This is a genomic window from Actinomadura chokoriensis, from assembly GCF_041463665.1.
GTDB lineage: Bacteria > Actinomycetota > Actinomycetes > Streptosporangiales > Streptosporangiaceae > Spirillospora > Spirillospora chokoriensis_A.
This window is the reverse complement of sequence record NZ_JAXCEJ010000025.1, coordinates 1-20,019: the sequence shown is the minus strand read 5'-3', so window position 1 is coordinate 20,019 and position 20,019 is coordinate 1. Positions and strand designations below refer to the sequence as shown.

General features: G+C 71.0%; 21 protein-coding genes and 1 pseudogene. 12 read left to right on the top strand and 10 right to left on the bottom strand.

Annotated features, from left to right (window positions below; genetic code table 11):
- Positions 1-317: 317 nt before the first annotated feature.
- Entirely contained in the window at positions 318-1,631 is a 1,314-nt protein-coding gene (locus SM418_RS30475; protein ID WP_371944698.1) for a DivIVA domain-containing protein, read from the top strand.
- Positions 1,632-1,723: 92 nt separating this feature from the next.
- Positions 1,724-3,169 carry an AI-2E family transporter gene (locus SM418_RS30470; RefSeq protein WP_371944697.1) on the top strand — a complete coding sequence of 482 codons (1,446 nt, stop codon included), beginning with the start codon at positions 1,724-1,726 and terminating at the stop codon, positions 3,167-3,169.
- 49 nt (positions 3,170-3,218) lie between these two features.
- Here the strand turns inward: SM418_RS30470 and SM418_RS30465 are convergent, their stop codons facing one another.
- The 4 genes from SM418_RS30465 to SM418_RS30450 form a co-directional block, all read right to left on the bottom strand.
- Positions 3,219-4,010: an alpha/beta fold hydrolase gene (locus SM418_RS30465; RefSeq protein ID WP_371944696.1), complete on the bottom strand. Its 792-nt coding sequence runs from the start codon at positions 4,008-4,010 to the stop codon at positions 3,219-3,221.
- Between the two features lie 64 nt (positions 4,011-4,074).
- Entirely contained in the window at positions 4,075-4,797 is a 723-nt protein-coding gene (locus tag SM418_RS30460; protein ID WP_371944695.1) for an alpha/beta hydrolase, read from the bottom strand.
- An 8-nt stretch (positions 4,798-4,805) separates the two neighbouring features.
- Positions 4,806-5,117, bottom strand: a complete 312-nt coding sequence (locus SM418_RS30455) for an Rv1322 family protein (RefSeq protein ID WP_371944693.1) — start codon at positions 5,115-5,117, stop codon at positions 4,806-4,808.
- A gap of 44 nt (positions 5,118-5,161) precedes the next feature.
- Positions 5,162-6,736 carry a 3-hydroxyacyl-CoA dehydrogenase family protein gene (locus SM418_RS30450; protein ID WP_371944692.1) on the bottom strand — a complete coding sequence of 525 codons (1,575 nt, stop codon included), beginning with the start codon at positions 6,734-6,736 and terminating at the stop codon, positions 5,162-5,164.
- Positions 6,737-6,791: 55 nt separating this feature from the next.
- Here SM418_RS30450 and SM418_RS30445 point away from each other — a divergent pair, with 55 nt between their 5' ends.
- Complete coding sequence (locus SM418_RS30445) at positions 6,792-7,775, top strand: LLM class flavin-dependent oxidoreductase (RefSeq protein WP_371944691.1); 984 nt, start codon at positions 6,792-6,794, stop codon at positions 7,773-7,775.
- Between the two features lie 50 nt (positions 7,776-7,825).
- Here SM418_RS30445 and SM418_RS30440 read toward each other — a convergent pair whose 3' ends face one another.
- Both SM418_RS30440 and SM418_RS30435 read right to left on the bottom strand, forming a co-directional pair.
- Positions 7,826-8,212 (bottom strand): SCO5389 family protein, encoded by a 387-nt coding sequence (locus SM418_RS30440; RefSeq protein ID WP_371944689.1) that lies wholly within the window; start codon positions 8,210-8,212, stop codon positions 7,826-7,828.
- A 114-nt stretch (positions 8,213-8,326) separates the two neighbouring features.
- Positions 8,327-8,518 (bottom strand): hypothetical protein, encoded by a 192-nt coding sequence (locus SM418_RS30435; protein WP_371944687.1) that lies wholly within the window; start codon positions 8,516-8,518, stop codon positions 8,327-8,329.
- Positions 8,519-8,781: 263 nt separating this feature from the next.
- On the opposite strand from SM418_RS30435, the gene nucS reads away from it, so the two are divergent.
- The 7 genes from nucS to SM418_RS30400 all read left to right on the top strand — a co-directional run bounded on the left by nucS (position 8,782) and on the right by SM418_RS30400 (position 14,967).
- Complete coding sequence (nucS, locus tag SM418_RS30430; RefSeq protein WP_371944686.1) at positions 8,782-9,462, top strand: endonuclease NucS; 681 nt, start codon at positions 8,782-8,784, stop codon at positions 9,460-9,462.
- 97 nt (positions 9,463-9,559) lie between these two features.
- Complete coding sequence (locus SM418_RS30425) at positions 9,560-9,967, top strand: DUF3224 domain-containing protein (protein WP_371944685.1); 408 nt, start codon at positions 9,560-9,562, stop codon at positions 9,965-9,967.
- A gap of 30 nt (positions 9,968-9,997) precedes the next feature.
- The gene (locus SM418_RS30420) at positions 9,998-10,582 is read left to right on the top strand and encodes a TetR/AcrR family transcriptional regulator (RefSeq protein ID WP_371944684.1); all 585 of its coding nucleotides are present in this window, start codon (positions 9,998-10,000) and stop codon (positions 10,580-10,582) included.
- 56 nt (positions 10,583-10,638) lie between these two features.
- Positions 10,639-11,457: a site-2 protease family protein gene (locus tag SM418_RS30415; protein ID WP_371944683.1), complete on the top strand. Its 819-nt coding sequence runs from the start codon at positions 10,639-10,641 to the stop codon at positions 11,455-11,457.
- A gap of 42 nt (positions 11,458-11,499) precedes the next feature.
- Entirely contained in the window at positions 11,500-12,855 is a 1,356-nt protein-coding gene (locus SM418_RS30410; RefSeq protein WP_371944681.1) for a carotenoid oxygenase family protein, read from the top strand.
- A 65-nt stretch (positions 12,856-12,920) separates the two neighbouring features.
- On the top strand, positions 12,921-14,420 hold the full coding sequence (locus SM418_RS30405) for an aldehyde dehydrogenase family protein (protein WP_371944680.1): 1,500 nt from the start codon (positions 12,921-12,923) through the stop codon (positions 14,418-14,420).
- Between the two features lie 52 nt (positions 14,421-14,472).
- On the top strand, positions 14,473-14,967 hold the full coding sequence (locus SM418_RS30400; RefSeq protein WP_371944679.1) for a GNAT family N-acetyltransferase: 495 nt from the start codon (positions 14,473-14,475) through the stop codon (positions 14,965-14,967).
- Between the two features lie 16 nt (positions 14,968-14,983).
- Here SM418_RS30400 and SM418_RS30395 read toward each other — a convergent pair whose 3' ends face one another.
- The 3 genes from SM418_RS30395 to SM418_RS30385 all read right to left on the bottom strand — a co-directional run bounded on the left by SM418_RS30395 (position 14,984) and on the right by SM418_RS30385 (position 17,365).
- A complete protein-coding gene (locus SM418_RS30395) occupies positions 14,984-16,369 on the bottom strand; it encodes an FAD-binding oxidoreductase (protein ID WP_371944678.1) in 1,386 nt (461 codons plus the stop codon).
- Between the two features lie 210 nt (positions 16,370-16,579).
- Positions 16,580-17,029 carry a hemerythrin domain-containing protein gene (locus SM418_RS30390; RefSeq protein WP_371944677.1) on the bottom strand — a complete coding sequence of 150 codons (450 nt, stop codon included), beginning with the start codon at positions 17,027-17,029 and terminating at the stop codon, positions 16,580-16,582.
- 192 nt (positions 17,030-17,221) lie between these two features.
- Positions 17,222-17,365: a hypothetical protein gene (locus SM418_RS30385; RefSeq protein WP_371944676.1), complete on the bottom strand. Its 144-nt coding sequence runs from the start codon at positions 17,363-17,365 to the stop codon at positions 17,222-17,224.
- 796 nt (positions 17,366-18,161) lie between these two features.
- Here SM418_RS30385 and SM418_RS38045 point away from each other — a divergent pair.
- Both SM418_RS38045 and SM418_RS30375 read left to right on the top strand, forming a co-directional pair.
- Positions 18,162-18,670: pseudogene (locus SM418_RS38045) on the top strand (DUF5753 domain-containing protein).
- Positions 18,667-18,876 (top strand): DUF397 domain-containing protein, encoded by a 210-nt coding sequence (locus SM418_RS30375; protein WP_371944675.1) that lies wholly within the window; start codon positions 18,667-18,669, stop codon positions 18,874-18,876. Before SM418_RS38045 ends, SM418_RS30375 begins: the two are co-directional and overlap by 4 nt.
- Positions 18,877-18,900: 24 nt before the next feature.
- Here the strand turns inward: SM418_RS30375 and SM418_RS30370 are convergent.
- Positions 18,901-20,019 (bottom strand): HNH endonuclease signature motif containing protein (locus SM418_RS30370; RefSeq protein ID WP_371944673.1); only part of this gene is annotated, 1,119 nt, incomplete at its 5' end.

The window sequence follows — 20,019 nt, the reverse complement described above, 5'->3', positions numbered from 1 at the left end:
GGGCGCGGCGCGGGCGCGACCGGATCGTGACGTGTTCGATATCACGGTCGCGGGCGGCGGGGCATTGACCGCCGCTCTGTGATCATTCAGACACATCTGGTGCATTTGCCCCCTCGCACCTGGGCACCTGTGGCACGCCCGAACACAACAACAAACCGGACATTCCACGCAGCGCGTCAAGATGAGCCCCCAACACGGCAGTGTCCGGAGTACGCTTCATTCGCCGGAAGAGGTCTGGGGCACTGCGCCCGTTCATGTCAGGCGATCAACCGGTCCCCGGAACCACCCGTAGCCCCGTCACATCAGGATTGAGCCACATGCAGTCCGACATCGACGCCCAGCTCAGCAACTTCTTTGAAGACACGCCCCCGCGCGAGTTCGACGTGGTGCTTCGCGGCTACGACCGGCACCAGGTCGACGAGCACATCAAGCAGCTCGACAACGAGGTCCGGCAGACCCGCGAGCAGACCCAGGCCCTGCAGCGGGAGCTGTCGGACGCCCATCGTCAGCTGCAGGAGCAGGAACGTCCCACCTACTCCGGTCTCGGCGCCCGCATCGAGCAGCTGCTCCGGCTCGCCGAGGAGCAGGCGACCGAGCTCGTCCAGGCGGCCCGCTCCGAGGCGAACGAGATCAAGGCCGCGGCCAAGGTCGACGCCGCCGAGCAGCGCGCCAACGCCGAGAACGACGCCGCCGAACTGCGCGCCAACGCCCAGCGCGAGGGCGACGACATGCGGGGCGCGGCCGAGCGCGAGGCCGAGGAGGTGCGCACCTCCGCCCACCGCGAGGCCGACGAGCTGACCTCGACCACCGAGCGCGAGGTCGCCAAGCTCCGCGCCACCGCCGACCACGAGGTCGCCGAGAAGCGGGCCGGCGCCGAGCGCGAGATCGCCAAGCTGCGGACCACGACCGAGCGCGAGGTCGCGCAGCTGCGCGCGTCCACCAAGCGCGAGCGCGACGAGATCCTCACCACGGCCAAGCGGCAGGCCGACGAGATGCGCGCGCAGGCCCAGCGCATCCTGGAGGAGAGCGAGGCCCAGCGCGCCCAGGCCGAGGCCGAGTTCGAGATCCAGCTGGCCGCCCGCCGCGAGGAGGCCGACCGGCAGGACGCCGAGCGGCACTCCGCCGCGCAGGCCGCCACCCAGAAGCTGGTCGCCGAGGCCGAGCAGCGCGCCGCGTCCGCCGAGCAGCGGGCCGGGAAGGCGACCCAGCAGGCCGAGCAGACCCGGCGCGAGGCCGACTCGCACGCCAAGCAGCTCATGGCCAACGCCCGCAAGAACTCCGACAACGTGATCGCCGAGGCGAAGTCGCAGGCCGAGCAGCTGCTCGCCGAGACCAAGTCCGAGGCCGACCGCGTCCGGACGGCGGCGCAGCGGCAGGTCGACGAGCTCACCCGGCAGCGCGACAGCATCACCAGCCACCTCAACCAGCTGCGCCAGCTCATCGGCGGCGTCGCGCCGACGATGGGCGGCGAGCCCGAGCTGGCCGCGCCCGCGGAGAAGCCCGCGATCCCGGCGGCCGAGCCCAAGCCCGCCCCGGCCCAGCCGAAGCAGCCGCAGCCGGTCGCGAAGGCCGCGCCCGCCAAGCCGGCCCGCAAGTCCGAAGAGGACGACGAGGACTGGTGGCAGGAGTGAGTTCCTGAGATAGGCGTCGGGGAAAGCCTAGAGGCGGTGAACGCCTCTAGGCTTTCCTTCGTCTCAGCAGACCGACGAACGAGGAGAGCGGCGTGCCCGACGAGACCTCCCGCGAGGACGGGCCGGAGGCGGTGCCCGGCCCGGGACGGCCCGCGGGCGACCCCGCGGTCCCCGCTCCCGCCCCGCCCGCCGACGACCACGACGGCGCAGGCGAGACCAGCGGCAAGACGAATGGCAAGACCAGTAGCGGAACCGGCGACCGCGAGGCCGAAGGCGAGACCCGGGGCGAGGGCTTCGCGCCGAGCGGTGCGCTGACGCCCGAGGGGACGGACGAGCCCGTGGGGGAACGCGACCCGGCGACCGGCACCCCGGTCACCCTTCCGGCGACGAAGGTCGCCGAGCAGGTGCCGGCCGAGCCCGGCGCCCCCGACCCGGCGCACGACGTCGAGCAGCGCCGCCGCGAGGCGGGCGTTGACCACCGGTTCCCGTTCGGCCGGCCGGGCGAGCCGCTCGGCCGCGCCCACCCGTTCGTGTTCGGCTTCACCGCCGCCCTCGGCGTCATCACCGCCTGGATGCTGGTGAAGACCGCCACGAACGCCAAGTCCGTCATCGTGATGATCATCGTCGCGATGTTCCTCGCGGTCGGCCTCAACCCGGCGGTGGAGCGGCTGCGCAGGTTCGGGTTCCCGCGCGGCGCCGCGGTCGCGTCGGTGTTCCTGCTGGTGATCCTGTTCTTCGCGGGGTTCGTCGCCTCGCTCGTCCAGCCGGTGTCCGAGCAGGTCACCGAGCTGCGGCACAACATCCCCGAGTACGTCACGCAGTTGCAGGACAACAAGACCCTCGCCGAGTGGGACAAGCGCTACGGGCTGCTCGACCGCGCCGAGAAGACGGTGACCGGCGAGGACTTCCAGAAGACCCTCACCGACACCGCCACCGGCATCGGCAAGGTCGCCGTCAACGGCATCTTCCAGACGATCACGATCCTGATCCTGACGCTGTACTTCCTCAGCTCGCTGCCGCAGATCAAGACGTTCTTCTACCAGCTCGCGCCGCGCTCCCGCAGGGCCCGGGTCGCCCTGCTCGGCGACGAGATCCTCGACCGGATCGGCGGATACGTCGCCGGGCAGTTCACGATCGCGTTCATCGCGGGCGTGTCCTCCTACATCTTCCTGTCGATCCTCGGGGTGAAGTACGCGCTCGCGCTGGCGCTGATCGTCGCGGTGACCGACCTGATACCGCTGATCGGCGCCACGATCGGCGCGGTGATCGTGTGCCTGGTCGCGTTCCTCACCGGGACCACGACCGACCTCATCGTCTGCGCGATCTTCTACGTGGTGTACCAGCAGGTCGAGAACTACCTGGTCTACCCGCGCGTCATGAAGCGGACGGTGGACGTGCAGCCCGCGGTGACGATCGTCGCGGCCCTCGTCGGCGCGGCGCTGCTCGGCGTGGTCGGCGCGCTGCTGGCGATCCCGACGGCGGCGGCGATCTCGCTGCTGATCCGGGAGATCGTCATGCCGCGCCAGGAGACGCTCTAGCCCGTCCGGCGGCGCGTCCGACGGCCCGGCGGGCGGCACGTCCGGTGGCTCAGCGGGCGGTCCTGGCGAGGGCGGCGGCGAACTCCGCCACCGCCTGGTTGAACAGGTCCGGCTGCTCGACCGCGCACAGGTGCCCGGCGCGCGGGATGACCAGCAGCTCGGCGTTCGGCAGCGCGTCCGCCATGGCGCGGGCCTCGTCCTCGGTGGCGAGGGCGTCCTCGTCCCCGATCATGACGAGAGCGGGCGCCCGCAGGCCGCGCAGGGTGTCGAACGCGTCCGGGCGGGCGGCCATGGCGCGCTGCGCCCACGCGGCGGCCAGCGGCGGCGTCGCCTGGACGAGGCCGCGGACGCGCCCGTAGATCAGCGCGCGCTGCCGGTAGGTGGTGGGCCCGACGAGTCCGGGCAGCACCTCGTCCACCAGGACCCGCGGGCTGCGGTCGCGTTCGAGCCGTTCGGCCTGCCGGAGCCGGGTCTCCCGGACGGGTCCGGTGTCGGCGGAGGCACGGGTGGCGGCGAGCACGAGGCCGAGCACCAGTTCGGGGTGGCGGCGGCACAGCGCCATCGCGACGTACCCGCCCATGGACAGGCCGCCGACGACGGCGCGCCGGACGCCGAGGTTGCGGAACATGCGGGCGAGGTCGTCGGCCATCGTGTCGACCGAGGGCTCGTCGTCGCCGAGCACCGAGCCGCCGAAACCGCGCAGGTCGGGGGTGATGACGCGGAACCGGCTCGCGAGGCCCTCCCGCTGGGCCAGCCACATCGCCGAGGAGAGCGGGAACGCGTGCACCAGGACGAGCGGCGTGCCGGAACCGACATCCCTGGCATACAGCTGCACCGTCATTGGCCAATGGTCACCCGCGAGCGCGTCCGGTGGGACGGGAGTGGCCGCGATCGGCCGCGAGAGTTTATCTGTCCGGTTCGTCCCATTCGGTGGGGAGCGGGAAGGCGGCCGGTGCGACCCGCCGGACGATCTCGTTCAGGACGATCCGGACGTACGGCTCGCCCACCCAGAGATGCTTGGCGTTGTCCACCGCGACCACCTCGGCCTGCGGGACGCGCTTGAACCGCTCCCGCGCCTCCGCCGGACGCAGGTAGTCGTCGAACTCCGGCACGAGCGCCACCACGGGCCGTCCGTCGGCGCCCCACGCGTCCAGGTCGGCGTCCCCGGCCCGTTTCAGCGGCGGCGACAGCAGGATCGTGCCCTCGACGAGCGGGTCCCGCCCCCACTTGAGCGCCAGTTCGGTGCCGAACGACCAGCCGAGCAGCCACGGCCGCGGCAGGTCGTGGTACTCGGTGTACTCCAGCGCCGCGGCCACGTCGAACCGCTCGGTCTCGCCCTCGCCGAACTCGCCCTGGCTCGTGCCGCGCGCCGACGTCGTCCCGCGCGTGTTGAACCGCAGCACGGCGAGATCGGCGAGCGCGGGCAGCCGGTAGGACGCTTTGCGCAGGACGTGGCTGTCCATCATGCCCTCGGCCGTGGGCAGCGGATGCAGGCAGACCAGCGTCGCGACCGGCGGCCGCTCCGGCGGCAGCGCCAGTTCCCCGACCAGCTCCAGGCCGTCGGAGGTGTGCAGCGTGATCTCCTCGCGCCGCGCCGGCAGCACCGTCGCCGCCCTGATCTCCGCCATGTCTCTCCTTAGTAGCGCGGGGCGTTGCGGGACCGCAGGACGCGCGGGGACCGTCTGCCCCGGGCCTGCCAGCAGGGACGGTGCCAGTGCCGCCGGTCGTCGCCGCCGTCCCCGGCCCGCCAGGCGACGACGTGCGCGGCGCCCGGCGGGATCTCCTGGTCGCATCCGGGGCACCGGTAGGCCTTGGTGGCGGCGGCCCCGGCGATCGGGCGGACGATCCACTCGCCGTCCGGCCCCTCCTCGGTCTGCGGAGCCCACGACCCGCCGCCGCCCTGCGGCGGACGTCCAGCACCGGTTCGGCGGTTCTTCCGGGGGCTCATGCTTCGAGGATATTCATCGGGTTGGCGGCGGCGGTGCAGGACGGTCAGCGCAGCGGGCTTCCCGCGGTCACGTGCTCGACGAGGAGCGGGGTCGGCGACAGGGCGGGCTCGCGGGTTTCGGCGTGCAGGGCGCGCAGGACGGTGACGGCCCGGGGCAGGCCGAGGCGGTCGAGGTCGGCGATCGGGCCGCTCGGGTAGCCGCAGCCGAGCGTCATCGCGGCGTCGATCGAGTCGGCGTCGGCGTATCCGGCGCCGAGCATCGCGGCGGCGTCGTTCAGGTACGGGAAGCGCAGGGCGTCCACGATGAACCCGGCGCGGTCGCGGCAGCGGACGGCGGTGAGGCCGAGCCGGGCGAGCAGGTTCGCGGCGCGGTCTGCGACGTCCGGGCCGGTCGCGACGGTGGCGGCGATCTCGGCGAGCGTCCCGGCCGGGTCGGGCAGGTGCAGCCCGACGACGTCGGCGGGACGTCCGGTGGCCATGGCCTGCTCGATCACCGAGCCGTCCACGGACGTGACGGCCAGCACCGCGTCCGGCTTGGCGGCCTGCGCGGCGGCCGACAGCAGCGCCCGGGCGGCCTCGGCGTCCTCCGCCGCCTCGATGACCAGGTCGCAGCCGGCGAGGTCGGCGGCCGAGTCGCGGATCTGGACGCCCGCGCGGTCGCACAGCGCGGCGATCGCGTCGGCGAGCGGGCCGACGCCGACGATGCCGACGACCGGCGGCTCCCCTTCGGCCGCCGCCTCCGGCGCGGCGCTCGCGGAGGCGTCGTAGGAGTGGAAGCCGCGGCCGGTCTTACGGCCGAGCAGGCCGGCGGTGACGAGTTCGCGCAGGACCGGGGAGGCGGCGTGGCGGCGGTCGCGCGACTCGGCGTAGATCGCGTCCAGCACCTCGAGGCAGGTGTCGAGGCCGATCAGGTCCATGAGGGTGAACGGGCCCATCGGCAGCCCGGCGCCCTGCTTCATCGCGGCGTCGATGTCGTCGCGGGTCGCGTGCCCCGACTCCAGCATCCCGGCGGCCTGGTTCAGGTAGCCGAACAGCAGGCGGTTGGCGACGAACCCGGCGCGGTCGCCGATCGTGACCGGGGTCTTGCCGAGGCCCTGCACCAGGCCGGCGACGCGGGCCACGGCGTCCGGCTCGGTCAGGACGGTCGCGATGACCTCGACCAGCTTCATCACCGGCGCCGGATTGAAGAAGTGCACGCCGACGATCTTGGTGGGGCGGCCGGTGGTGACCGCGATGTCGGTGACCGACAGCGACGAGGTGTTGGTGGCGAGGACGGCGTCGTCCCGGCAGACCCGGTCCAGCTCGGCGAACACCTTGCGCTTCAGGTCGAGCCGCTCGGGGACGGCCTCGATGACGAGGTCGCAGTCGCCGAGGTCGGCGAAGTCGGTGGACAGCTCGACCCGGCCGAGGATCTCGCGCTGCGCGTCCTCGGTGAGCTTCCCGCGCTTGACGGCCCGTCCGGTCGAGCCCTCCAGGTGCCCGCGCCCGCGCTCCAGCGCGTCCTGGTTCACCTCGATGCCGACGACCGCGAGGCCGCCGCGCGCCAGCACCTCGGCGATGCCCGCGCCCATGGTGCCCAGTCCGACGACCCCGACCCTGCTGAACGAACCCTCAGTCATGGTTGGCAGTCTTGCAGAGGGCGCGGGTGCCCTCGATGCCGGGTACGACGGGTACGTGCGCCTCGGAATCTTCCTCCTCACGACCCGTTTCCCCGGTCAGGGCGACGCCGCCGCCCTGTCCCGCACCGTCGAGGCCGCCGTCGCCGCCGAGCGCGCCGGGTTCGACGACGTGTGGCTGGCCGAGCACCACTTCATGTCGTACGGGGTGGTCCCGTCCGCGACGCTTCTGGCGGGGCATCTGCTGGCCGTCACCGAACGGATCGACGTCGGGACCGCGGTGAGCGTCCTTTCCACCCGGCATCCGGTGGCGCTGGCCGAGGAGGCGGCGATGCTGTCGCTGCTGTCCGGCGGCCGTTTCCGGCTGGGCGTCGGGCGCGGCGGGCCGTGGCGCGATCTGGAAGTCTTCGGCACCGGCCTCCCCCGCTACGACCACGGCTTCGCCGAGTCCCTGGATCTGCTTCTTACCTGGTTGGACTCTGAGCGTGTCTCTTGGGAGGGGGAACACTTCCGGTTCCGTGAGGTGCCGGTCGTCCCGCGCGCACTTGCCCGACCGCCTGTGACGGTTGCCTGCACGTCCCCCTCGACCGAGGCGCTCGCGGCGGAGCGCGGCCTGCCGATGCTGCTCGGCATGCACGTGGACGCCGGCGAGAAGGCCGCCGCGGTCGGCCGCCACGGCCGTCCCGACCTCCCGCACATCTCCACCCACGTCGCCCAGGTCGCCGGCACGCGCGAAGAGGCCGTCAAGACCCTGCTGGACGAGATGCCGCGCTGGCTCGCCCCCGGCCTGGAGGGATACGTCACCGTGGACGACCGTCCGCGCCCCTCCCCCGACCCCGTCGGCTACACGCGCCGCATGTGCGACATCCACCCCGTCGGCTCACCGGACGACTGCGTCGAGTCCCTCGTGACCACGGTCGAGCGGACGGGGATCAGGCACCTGATCCTGCTGGTGGAAGCCGCCGGTTCCCGTTCCGCCACCCTGGAGAACATCGCCCGCCTGGGTGCCGACGTCCTCCCCGAGGTCCGCGCCGCGACATGAGCGTGCGGCACGCCCGAATGGATCGGCGCGCCGCAAGCTCACGGACGGGGTCAGCAGTCGCGGAGTTCGGGAGACTGGTTGAGGATCTGCTCGCGGACCGTCACGAACGTCCGGTGGGCGGCGGATTCGCCCGCCGGGAAGACGGCGACGCGGTGGCAGTTCTGGAAGGCCAGCTTCACGCCGAAGTAGCGCTCCAGCGTGGACCGCATGGCGTCGCTCGCGAGGACGCGGAGCAGCTGGCCGCGGGCCTGCTCGTCCGGTGGCGGGGTCAGGTTGTCGGCGAAGTCGCCGCCGTCCACCTGGAGCCTGGCCACCAGGCCGCTGATCATGTCCCACGCGTACGGGAGGGACGTCCTGATGCACTCGACGAAGGCCGCGTCGCCGACCTCGCCCTTCTGCGCCGTTTCGAGCAGTTCCGGAGTCACGTCGAGGGACATGTGCGGGGTCCTTTCGCCGATGGAGGATGAACACCCACTCGCCGACGCTAATCACGGCGTCCGGAGAATTCCAGGCTTGACAAAGGTTTTCATTTGCCAAACGCCCGGGGCGGCTCATCCAACCGGCGCCGCTCCCCGGCGGCAGGTGCTCTGGACCTTCCGCCTCACGGCGAACCGCTCGGCGCGGTCGGCCCAGAACTCCCTGGCCCGGCGCACCAGCCGCGCGTCCCGCTCGGCCGCGGCCCGCGCCCGCAACTCGCGGCCCCGCTCGTGCATGATCGACTGCATGATGTCGTGGTGGAACACGGCCCCTCCCCGAATGTTCCGGGTCACTCGGCACGACCCGACATCCAAAAGACTCGTTCTAAGGGCCCCGCCGCCACATCAGCAGCACGCCTTATCTCCGCCATTCCCAGCGCCTTAGAGGCACACCCGTCACGGCAATATCGCGGCATGACGAGCGGCGGCCCGCCGCACCGCGTCCCGGCCTGCCCGCCGACCACGACGAGCGCCGCCGGTATGCGGGTCTCGCCTGTAGCGGGCAGGTGGCCGCACTAAGGTGAGGCAGCGTGCGTCTCGTTATCGCCCGCTGCAGCGTCGACTACGCCGGCAAGCTCACCGCCCACCTGCCGATGGCCCCCCGCCTGATCCTGATCAAGGCGGACGGGAGCGTGAGCATCCATGCCGACGACCGCGCCTTCAAGCCGCTCAACTGGATGAACCCGCCCTGCTCGCTGCGGGAGGAGAGCTACGAGGAGAACGGCGCCGTCGCGCGCTGGACGGTCACGCACGGCAAGTCGGGCGAACGGCTCATCCTCACCATCGAGGAGATCCTGCACGACACCAGCCACGAGCTGGGGATCGACCCGGGCCTGCAGAAGGACGGCGTCGAGGCGCACCTCCAGGAGCTGCTCGCCGAGCACATCACCACCCTCGGGGACGGCTACACGCTGATCCGCCGGGAGTTCCCCACCGCGATCGGCCCGGTCGACATCCTGTGCCGGGACGCCGCCAGCGCCACGGTCGCCATCGAGATCAAGCGGCGCGGCGAGATCGACGGCGTCGAGCAGCTGACCAGGTACCTGGAGCTGCTCAACCGGGACCCCCACCTCGCGCCCGTCCGCGGCGTCTTCGCGGCCCAGGAGATCAAGCCGCAGGCCCGCGTCCTCGCCACCGACCGGGGCATCGACTGCGTCACCCTCGACTACGACGCCCTGCGCGGCATCGAACATGAAGGCACCCTCTTCTGACCCTTCCCACGTGTGCGACGCCCCGTGCGGCATCGAGCACAAGGCAGCCTCTTCTGAACGTTCCCGTCCGTCGGACGTGACGGGCATCATGTCGGGCATGACGTTTCAAGCCAGCGGCAGCTTCGACATCGAGGCGTGGGACTCCGAGAAGCCCTACGAGGAGCGGGACGGCGCCAAGCTGACCCGCGTCCACGTCGGCAAGACCTTCCACGGCGACCTCGTCGGGACGAGCACCACCGAGCTGATCAGCGTGGAGACGTCCGCCGGGCCCGCCGCGTACGTGGCGGTCGAGCGCGTCCAGGGGATCCTGCACGGCCGGGAGGGGACGTTCGTGCTGCAGCACAGCGCGGGCAGCGAGGACGGGACGCCCGACACCCAGTGGCTGCGCTGGCTGATCGTCCCGACGTCCGGGACCGGCGAGCTCGCGGGCATCCGCGGCCTCGGCCAGATCACCGTCGCCGAGGACGGCTCGCACACCTGGTCACTGGAGTACACGTTGGATTGAGCGCCGCCGGGCGGCCGGTAATGTTCGGGCATGGCCCCCGTCACCACCGACGCGACGCGCGAGCGGATCATCGACGCGGCCGAAGAGTGCTTCGGCCGGTTCGGCGTCGCCAAGACGACGGTCGAGGACATCGCGGCCACCGCGAAGCTGTCGCGGGCGACGGTGTACCGGAGCGTCACCGGCGGGCGGGACGAGCTGATCCTCGCCGTGGTGGTGCGCGACCTGCAGCGGTTCCTGGACCGGCTCGCCGAGCGGCTGCGCCGGGAGCGGTCGGTGCCGGAGGCGATCGTCGAGGGCACGCTGGACGCGGTCGAGTACGTCCGCGGCGAGCCGACCATCGCGCATTTCCTCGTCCCGGAGGCGGCCGGCCACATGCAGGCGGCGGTGGCGGGGGCGGTCGAGCACGTCCTCGCGCTGTGCTGCGACTACGTCCGGCCCCACTTCGAGCAGGCGCAGCGCCAGCGGACGCTGCGCGCCGACATCGAGGTGGAGGGAGCGGTCGAGTTCCTCTTCCGCATCATCACCTCGCTGATCGTGATGGACCGGGACCGGGACGCCGACGGGCTGCGCCGCTTCCTGCGCACCTATGTCGTTCCGGTCATCGCGGCGCCGTGACTCCGGCGAGCAGGTAGTTTCCGTAGGAAGATCGTGCGCGAGAGGGGCCGGGAACGATGAACGGGACTGCACACGAGGCGCGGGGAAGCGCGGCCGTCCGGCCGAGCCCGGTCTTCCTCGCGGTCGTGGCGGCGACCGTGCTGTGCGGCCTGATCGCCTGGCGGTACGGGATGATCCTGGAGAGGCCCGGACGGATCGCGCTGTTCGGGTTCGTGATCGCGGCGTGGGTCCTGTCGCTGTCGCTGCACGAGTTCGGGCACGCCTACACGGCCTACCGGTCGGGCGACCGGAGCGTCCTCGCCAAGGGCTACCTCACGCTGAACCCGCTGAAGTACTCCGACGTCGTGCTGAGCTTCCTCATCCCGCTGGTGTTCATCGTCCTCGGCGGGATCGGCCTGCCCGGCGGCGCCGTGTGGATCGACCGGCACGCGATCCGCGGAAGGCTGCGGCACAGCCTGATCTCGGCGGCGGGCCCGCTGTCGAACGCGCTGTTCGCCGTCATGCTGGCGGTGATCTTCAAGAACTTCGCCGACAAGGACCACGCGCTGTTCTGGTCCGGGCTGGCGTTCCTGGCGTTCCTCCAGGTCACCGCCGCGATCCTGAACCTGCTGCCGATTCCCGGCCTGGACGGCTTCGGGATCATCGAGCCGTACCTGCCGCGGCACTTCGTCGAGCGGGTGAGCCCCTACGGCGGCTACGTCTTCCTCATCCTGATCGCGCTGCTGTGGCTGGGCCCGATCAACGAGGGATTCTTCAACGTCATCTTCTACATCACCGACGCGCTCGGACTGGGTAAATTCCCCTTCAGCGTCAACGAGGCGATCAACCACCCGATCCAGCTCGGGCACACCCTCTTCCTGTGGTGGCAGAACTGACGCCTCGGCCGTCCGCCCGCCGACTTCGAAAGGGCCACCGCCATGAGCGAGAACGTCAGTGACAAGCCGGCCGCCTGGATGGAGGGCCCCCTCGCGCCCGTCCCCGACGAGATCGACGCCTACGACCTGCGCGTCACCGGCACGCTCCCGGCCGAGCTGACCGGCCGGTACTTCCGCAACGGCCCGAATCCGAAGCCGGGCAAGCCGAGCCGGCACTGGTTCACCGGGCACGGGATGATCCACGGCGTCCGGCTGCGGGACGGCCGCGCCGAGTGGTACCGCAACCGCTGGGTCCGGACGGACGTGTTCACCAAGGGAACTCCCTACGTCCGCGACGACTACACGTTCGACCGGCGCTCGGTGCAGGCGAACACGCACGTCGTCCCGCACGCGGGCCGGATCTGGGCGCTGGTGGAGGGCGGCTTCCCCTACGAGGTGACCCCTGAGCTGGAGACCGCCGGCCCGTGCGACTTCGGCGGCCGGCTCACCACCGCGATGACCGCGCACCCCAAGGAGGATCCGGTCACCGGCGACCTGCTGTTCTTCGGCTACGGTGTGTTCCCGCCCTACCTGACCTTCCACCGGCTGTCCGCGGACGGGACGCTCGTCGAGAGCCGCGAGGTCGAGGTGCCCGGCCCGACGATGATGCACGACTTCGCGATCACCGAGAACCATGTCGTCTGGCTCGACCTGCCGGTGGTGTTCGACCTGGACATGGCGCTGTCCGGCTCGTCGGGCCTGCCGTACCGGTGGGACGACGGGTACGGCGCCCGGCTCGGCGTGATGCGGCGGGACGGGTCCGGCGGCGTCCGCTGGTTCGAGGTCGACCCCTGCTACGTGTTCCACGTCGGCAACGCGCACGAGGACGCGGCCGGGCGGGTGGTGCTGGACGCGGCGCGCTACCGTCCGGAGACCTTCGTCCCCCTCTGGGGCGGGATCGGCGGCGCCGTGGACCCGGCCACCGAGGCGGCGCAGTCGGAGAGCGCCCACCTGCATCGCTGGACCCTGGACCCGGCCACCGGGAACGCGACCGGGGAGCAGCTCGACGACCGGAACGTGGAGTTCCCGACCCACGACGACACCCGGACGGGCCTGGAGCACCGCTACCTCTACACGGTCGGCGGGCACTCGATCGTGAAGTACGACCTGCGCGGCGGCGCGTCGGTCCGCGACTGCGGGGACGGCGCGCACGTCGGCGAGGCGGTGTTCGTGCCCGCTGCGGGCGCCCGCGCGGAGGACGACGGCTGGCTGCTGTCGATCGTCTCCGCCGGCTCCGGTTCCGAGCTCGTGGTGCTGGACGCGTCGGACCTCTCGCACACCGCGACCGTCCACCTGCCGCGGCGCGTGCCGGCCGGATTCCACGGAAGCTGGATCCCCGACTCCCCGCAGCGGGCTTAGGGTGGTTTACTAGCCGGTACATCGCGCAAGCAATCACTTACCAGGCTCCTCCCGGGAGGTTCCCCATGTCCGTGGCCACGGAGAGCGCCGAGACGTTCGCGTCACTGAACCCCGCCACCGGCGAGGTCGTCGCCGAGCACCCCGTCCAGGACGGTGCCGCCGTGGCCGCGGCGATCGAGCGAGCCCGGGAGGCCGCCGAGTGGTGGCGCGCCCTCGGCTGGAAGGAGCGCCGGCTCCGGCTGCTCAACGTCAAGGGGTCGCTCGCCCGCAACCTGAACCGGATGGCCGAGCTCATCCACCAGGAGACCGGCAAGCCGGTGCAGGACGCCCAGCTTGAGACGATCATGGCGATCACCCACCTGGACTGGGCCGCCCGCAACGCGCAGAAGATCCTCGGACCGCGCAGCGTCTACCCCGGCCTCATGGCGATGAACCAGAAGTGCGTGCTGGAGTACCAGCCGCTCGGCGTCGTCGGCGTCATCGGCCCGTGGAACTACCCGATCTTCACCCCGATGGGCTCGATCGCCTACGCGCTCGCCGCCGGGAACGCCGTCGTGTTCAAGCCGTCCGAGTACACCCCGGGCGTCGGCGAACTCCTCGCCGAACTGTTCGACGCCGTGATCCCCGAGCACCCCGTCCTGCAGACGGTCACCGGCCTCGGCGAGACGGGCGCGGCGCTCGCCTCGTCCCCGCACGTCGACAAGATCGCCTTCACCGGCTCGGCCCGCACCGCCAAGCGCGTAATGGCGGCCTGCGCGGAGAACCTCACCCCGATCGTCGCCGAGTGCGGCGGCAAGGACGCCTGCATCGTCGACTCCGACGCCGACCTCGACGCCGCCGCCGACGCGGCGCTGTGGGGCGCCATGTCGAACGCGGGCCAGACCTGCATCGGCGTCGAGCGCATCTACGTCGTGGACGACGCGTACGACAAGTTCCTCGGCAAGCTCACCGAGAAGGCCTCCGAGCTGCGTCCCGGCTTCGACCGCGAGGCCGCCTACGGCCCGATCACCATGCCCTCGCAGCTCGACATCATCGAACGGCACATCAAGGACGCCCTGGCCAGGGGCGGCAAGGCCGTCGTCGGCGGCGCGGAGTCGGTGCGGAAGCCGTACGTGGAGCCGGTCGTGCTGACCGACGTGCCGGACGACTCGTCCGCCGTCTGCGAAGAGACGTTCGGGCCGACGATCACCGTCCACCGCGTCAAGGACCTCGACGAGGCCGTCGAGAAGGCCAACCGGACCAGCTACGGCCTCGCCGGGACGATCTTCTCCGGCGACAAGTCCCGCGCGCTGGACATCGCCCGGCGGATGCGGTCCGGGATGACCTCCATCAACGCCTTCGCCGCGTTCGCCCAGGTCGCCGCCCTGCCGTTCGGCGGCGTCGGCGAGTCCGGGTTCGGCCGCATCCACGGCGCGGACGGGCTGCGCGAGTTCACCCGCCCGAAGGCCATCACCCGGCAGCGGTTCGCGACGCTGAACCTCACCACGTTCGCCCGCACCGAGAAGGAGATGGCCCGCGTCCTCGGCATGATCAACATGATCCACGGCCGCCGCTACAAGCGCTGACGCCGCGGGTGCCCCCGGGCCCGGCCCGGGGGCGCCACCTAGACTCGAAACCATGACATCCGGGACATTCGGTGCGCCCGTGCGCAGCCGCCTCCAGGTCAACCTCGGCGCCACGCCTCCGCCCGCGCCCGGCCTCCGGCCGTTCAGCGACGCCGACGTCCCGCCGCTCGCCGCCGCCATGTGGGCCGCCTACCGCGGCACCGCCGACGAGGCCGACGTAGGCGACCTCGTGGGCGCGGCGCACGAAATCCAGCTCACCCTGAACGGCGAGTACGGCGCCTTCCTTCGCTACGCCTCATTCGTCGCCGACCACGACGGCCGTCCTGTGGGCGCCACCCTGGTCACCCTCTACAAGGAGGAGCCGCTACTGGCGTTCCTCTTCACCGCCCCGTCCTGCGCCGGCCAGGGCCTGGGCCGGGCCCTGGTCAAGGCGACCATGCACGCCCTCGCCGAGCAGGACCACGACACCCTCTCCCTGGCCGTGACCCGCCGCAACCGCCGCGCCCGCCGCCTCTACGACCACCTCGGATTCATCGAGATCGCCTGAGCACCCGGACAGGCCGTCAGCCGGGCGCGGCCGGGGCGATGTTCTGGTTCGCCCGGAAGAAGTTGTCGGGATCGTACTTCGCCTTGATCTGAGCGAGCCGGTCGTAGTGGTCTCGGTAGGTGGCCCGGACCCTCTCCTGGCCCTCGTCCGCGCCGAGGAAGTTCACGTAGGCACCGCCCATCGAGTACGGGTGGAGTTCCTCCCAGTAGTCCACGCTCCACCGCCGGATGGTCTCGGCGTTCGCGGGGTCGGGGTCGATGCCCGCATAGATGCCGGACCAGGTGGCGTCCCGGTAGCTCCAGGCGGTGTCGTCCTTCCCCACCCGGCCGGCCGCGCCGTCGATCGGGTACAGGTGCATGGTGGACAGGGCTGTCGGGATCTCGGCGCCGTACCTGTGGTGCACCTCGATGGCCTCGTCGGTGATGCGGTCGAAGAAGTCACCCCGCCAGTACCACTGGAGACCGGTCGGCAGGAGGCCGTCGAACATGGACTGGAGCATCGGATAAGGCATCGGGCTGGTGAACTGGAAGGCCGGCGGGCCGGGCGCGCCCGCCGCCGCGAGGATGCCCTCCAACTCGTCCGGATCGCCGGTGTGGCACCAGACGACGGCGCACATCTTCTTCCCGTGGAGTTCCTCGGGGAACGGCGGCGCGGGAGGGATCACGAGGACGGCGAAGAAGCCGCTCAGGTCGTCTGGAGCCTGCGGCAGGAAGTCGCGGTACCACTCGAGGATCTCGCGGGTGGCGTCGACCGGCCATGCGGTGAGGCCGACCCCGACCGTGTCCACGGGGTGAAGCCGGTAGGTGAACGAGGTGACGACGCCGAAGTTCCCGCCTCCGCCGCGGAGCGCCCAGAACAGGTCGGAGTTCCGCGACTCGGACGCGGTGACCCACGTGCCGTCCGCCAGGATGACATCGGCGGCGAGCAGATTGTCCACTGTGAGGCCGTACTTGCGGGTCAGGTGGCCGTGGCCGCCCCCGAGCGTGAGACCGCCGACCCCCGTCGTCGAGACGATTCCCGCAGGTGTCGCCAGCCCGAACCCGTGGGCCGCGTGGTCGAGGTCGCTCAGCAGGCTTCCCCCGCCGACCTCGGCCGTGCGCGCGTCCGGGTCGACCCGCACCCAGCGCATGGGCGACAGGTCGACGGTCACGCCGCCCTCCACCAGGCACAGACCGGACCCGCTGTGCCCGCCGCCCCGGACGGCCGCCGCCGCGCCCACCTCGTGGATCAGGCCGAGCGCCGCCACCACGTCCGCGGCGTCGGCGCACGAGACGATGGCGGCCGGACATCTGTCGATCATCGCGTTGTAGATCGCGCGGGTCCGGCCGTACTCCGAGTCCTGCGGACCGACCACCGGGCCGCGCAGCGCCGTCCGCATGGATTCCAGAACCGTGGCCGTCATCAGGCCTCCCCCGGTCGGGCCACGGCACATCCTGCACCCCGCGCACCCGTGGTATCGATGACCCACCAGGCCCCTCCCGGCGGGAGTTACCCGCAGCAGTACCCCGCCCCACTCTCTCCGCAATCAGACAAAAGAGGAAAAATTACCCCAACTCAGGCACAGGAGCGCTGCCGATGACGCCCTTCCTCTCCCCCGCTGCTCCCCATCCGGTCATTTCCGGGCCCGCACGCACACCCATTCCGCGGGCATCTCGCCGGATTCAAGGAAGGCCCGCAGCCGCTCGCCCTGCGGCTCCGGCACCACCCGATCAAGCTCCGGGTAGAGGATCTTCTCCTCCTTCAGGTTGTGGTGCAGGAGCTGGACGGTCAGCCGCCGGCACAGCACGATCGCGGCATCGGCCTCCGGCTCGCCATCGAGCGCGTCGAGCGTCGCCCACATCTCCCCGTGCTCGCGCAGCATGACGAGGACCGGAGCCATCAGCCCCGCCGCGTGCAGAGCGGGGAACAGGAATTCCTCTTCGAGGTAGATGTGGCGGCGCAGCGCACGGACGGCACGCGCCAGCGGCTCCCGGTCCCGCCCCCCGGCCGTGAACGCCTCGATCCCCGCGTCGATCTCGCGATGCTCCCGCTCAAGGGCCATCGCCAGTGACTCGATCTCCATGCCGCAACCTCGATGCCGCGTTCAGCCGGTGCCCCGGCCGCCTCCGGCGGCCAGCGCTGGACTCCACGATATTAATACAGATCTAGCTGGTAAATATTGAGTCCAACATGGGAAACCAGCCACCAAACACGGCGTGGGTACGGACCGCCCACTCCCCCGTCCCTCCGGACGGGGGCGCGCTTCTCGTCTCGGTCAGGGCGCCACCCGGCGCAGCGCCGTCTTGACCTGCACCAGGGCCTCGGTCACGTGGTCGCCCTCGCACATCCATATGCCGCCGCCCCACGTGAACCACCACCGGCCCCCTGCGCCGGGACGCGGATGGCATTCGATCTTCACCCCGCGCGACTCCGCCCCATAGTGACTCGAAGCCGCCCGCCGGTCCTCGTCGCCGTGCAGGCGTGGCCGCGCAACACTTCCGACAGCCGACCGTCGCCGCCCGCCCGGGGGCCTCCAGCGTGAGCACGTCGAGCACGGGGTAGCCGTCCAGGGCGGTGAACGCCGTCACCAGTCCCGTGGCCGGCACGAACAACCGAGCGAGCCGCGCCAGGAAGATGACCCGCTCGCGCTGCGGGATCGGCGTCTCCGGACGGTCGCCGGGGTCCGGCTCATCCGAGGGCGGCGGCAGTACAGGTTCGCCGGACCGCCGTTCGTGGGCTCCCATGATTCACGCCCCCAGCCGATCGCCGGCGGCGCACCATTCAACGATTTTCATGATCGACTTCTTTGTCGTGCGGAAACTGCCTTTGCCCTCCAATCGTCGGACCCACCGATTACTCTCGGCCATAGATCGATCCCCACAAGCGATCCAGAGGCCGCACAAGGCCCTGTGCAGATAGAGAGGACCCCGGCCCCGTCAGAATCGGCGCGAGCATTTTTCGCTTTTCACCTCAAGCGACACCGAGAGGAAAAGGGCTGGTCACAGCCCGCCCTTGGTGCGAAAATCCACATATCCGGCAGCCTCGTCAGCGGGATCGAGCTGTGCACCCGCCTCCCGACCTTCAAGGTCTGCCAGAATCTGGACGAGGTCTTCGGCCTGATCCAGTACTTCGAGGCCCTGTACCCCCGCGTCATCGAGGAGACCGGCCTCCCCGCCGGCTTCCCCGAGTTCATCGACGCCGAGGCCGAGGCTGGGATGATCAAACTCTACGAGAACTTCGTGATCACCGGACTTTTCCAGACGGAAGAGTACGCACGCGCCGTCCTGCGGGCGGGCTCCAGCAGCCCGAGAAGCTGGAAAGCCTCATCGCCGCGCGGATGGAGCGGCAGGAGGTCCTGAAGCGAGACAACCCGCTGGTGATCAGCGCACTCCTCGACGCATCGGTACTACGCCGTTCGTTCGGCGGCCCAGAGGTCATGCGCGCTCAGCTCGAGCACCTGCCGACGCTCTCGGAGCTGCCTCACGTCCACATCCACGTAGTACCGGACGACGCCGAACTGTGCCCGGAGGGAGCCTTCATGATCTTGTCCTCCGCAGGAGAGCCGGATACGGGCTACGCCGAATCCGCAGGTGCCCGTGGCCGTCTGATCGACGATGACGGATATGTCGCCGAACTTGGCATACTGTTTGAGTTGATCAAATCCAAGGCCCTGAACGCCGAGGACTCGCAGGCCGCAATCCGCAAGGCGTCGGGGGAAATGTGAAGAAGACGATCAATTTCTCATCCGCCCACTGGCGCAAGAGCAGTCACAGCGGAGGAGCGAGCGGCCAGTGCGTGGAAGTGGCGCAGGCGTGCGGCCTCATCGGCATCCGCGACAGCAAGGACCCGGACACGGGCCACCTCACCATCGAGCAGGGTGCCTTCGCCGGGCTGGTTGCGCGAGCCAAGGCAGGCACGCTCGATCTCTGACCGCTCCCTAGCCGTTCCCGGGGATCACTGCCGGTCGGGGCGGACGATGTACCAGGCTCCGGACGGTGTGATCCAGATCAGCAGTCCGGCCCAGATCTGGAAAAGTCTCCAGTCGGTGCGCTGCTTCAGTCTGTGGTGGCGTCTGCACAGCGGCGCGAGGTTGCAGTGGCAGGTAACCCCCGGCTGCCAGGGGACGGTGTGATCCAGGTCGCACCGGTGCGAGGGCTGGTTACAGGTCGGGAACACACAGGTGGCATGACGCGCCTCGATCTCTCGCCGCATCGCGGCGGGTGGCCGGTAGACGAGTCGGCCGTGGATGTCATCGTCACCTTGGCAGGCGGTGGCGCGGGCTTGTGCGAGCTGGCCGTGGATGTTCCGGGCGGTCTGCCGGATGGCGTGCGGCAGGTCGCGGGGGTCGACGCGTCCGCGCACATGGTTCAGGCGCTGGTCCACCTCGTCGGCGAGGGCGGCGATGCCGGTATCGGCAGCACCCGGATCACCAGGCAAATCGCCGTGACCACCAGGCAGATCGCCGTGGAGGTGGTCGGCGCTCGCGGCCTTCCCGGGCTTCGCGGGCTTGGGGCTGGCGACGTTGATCGTCGCGCCGGTTCGCGGGCTCTGGGGCATAGAGATGGTGTCGGCGGTCCCGCCGCCGACGGGACGGACGGGGTCGGTGTCGGGGTTGTCGCGGGTCTGGGTCAACAGGGTACGGACGGCGTCGGGAAGCTGGGCCCCGTGCAGAAGTTGGGTGGCCAGGTCGGCGCGGATGGCGTTCAGTGGGCGGGTGTCGCCGTCGGCCTTGATGCCGCGCGCGGCGGCGGTGATCTTGTTGTGGATGGCGTGGGCGTCCTCAGGGGCCAGGTCGCACAGCGCGAGATCGGAGGTGCCGGACGGGGTGTCCCACACCTCCAGCCGCCGTTGCCGCAACGCTTCCCGTTTGCGTTCTTCGATCGCCTCGGGTGCCAGGCGCTGCGCGATCCGCTTGATCCGGCGGCGCAGCTGCCCGGTGGTCTGCTCGGGCGCCTTCTCCAGCGCCGCGGACTCCACTCGACCGGCCGTCTCCGGCGGCAGGTGCTCGGTGACCTCGCAGATGACGCGGGCCTTGGCCATGTCCAGACGCCCGGCTTCCAGCGCATCCCCGGT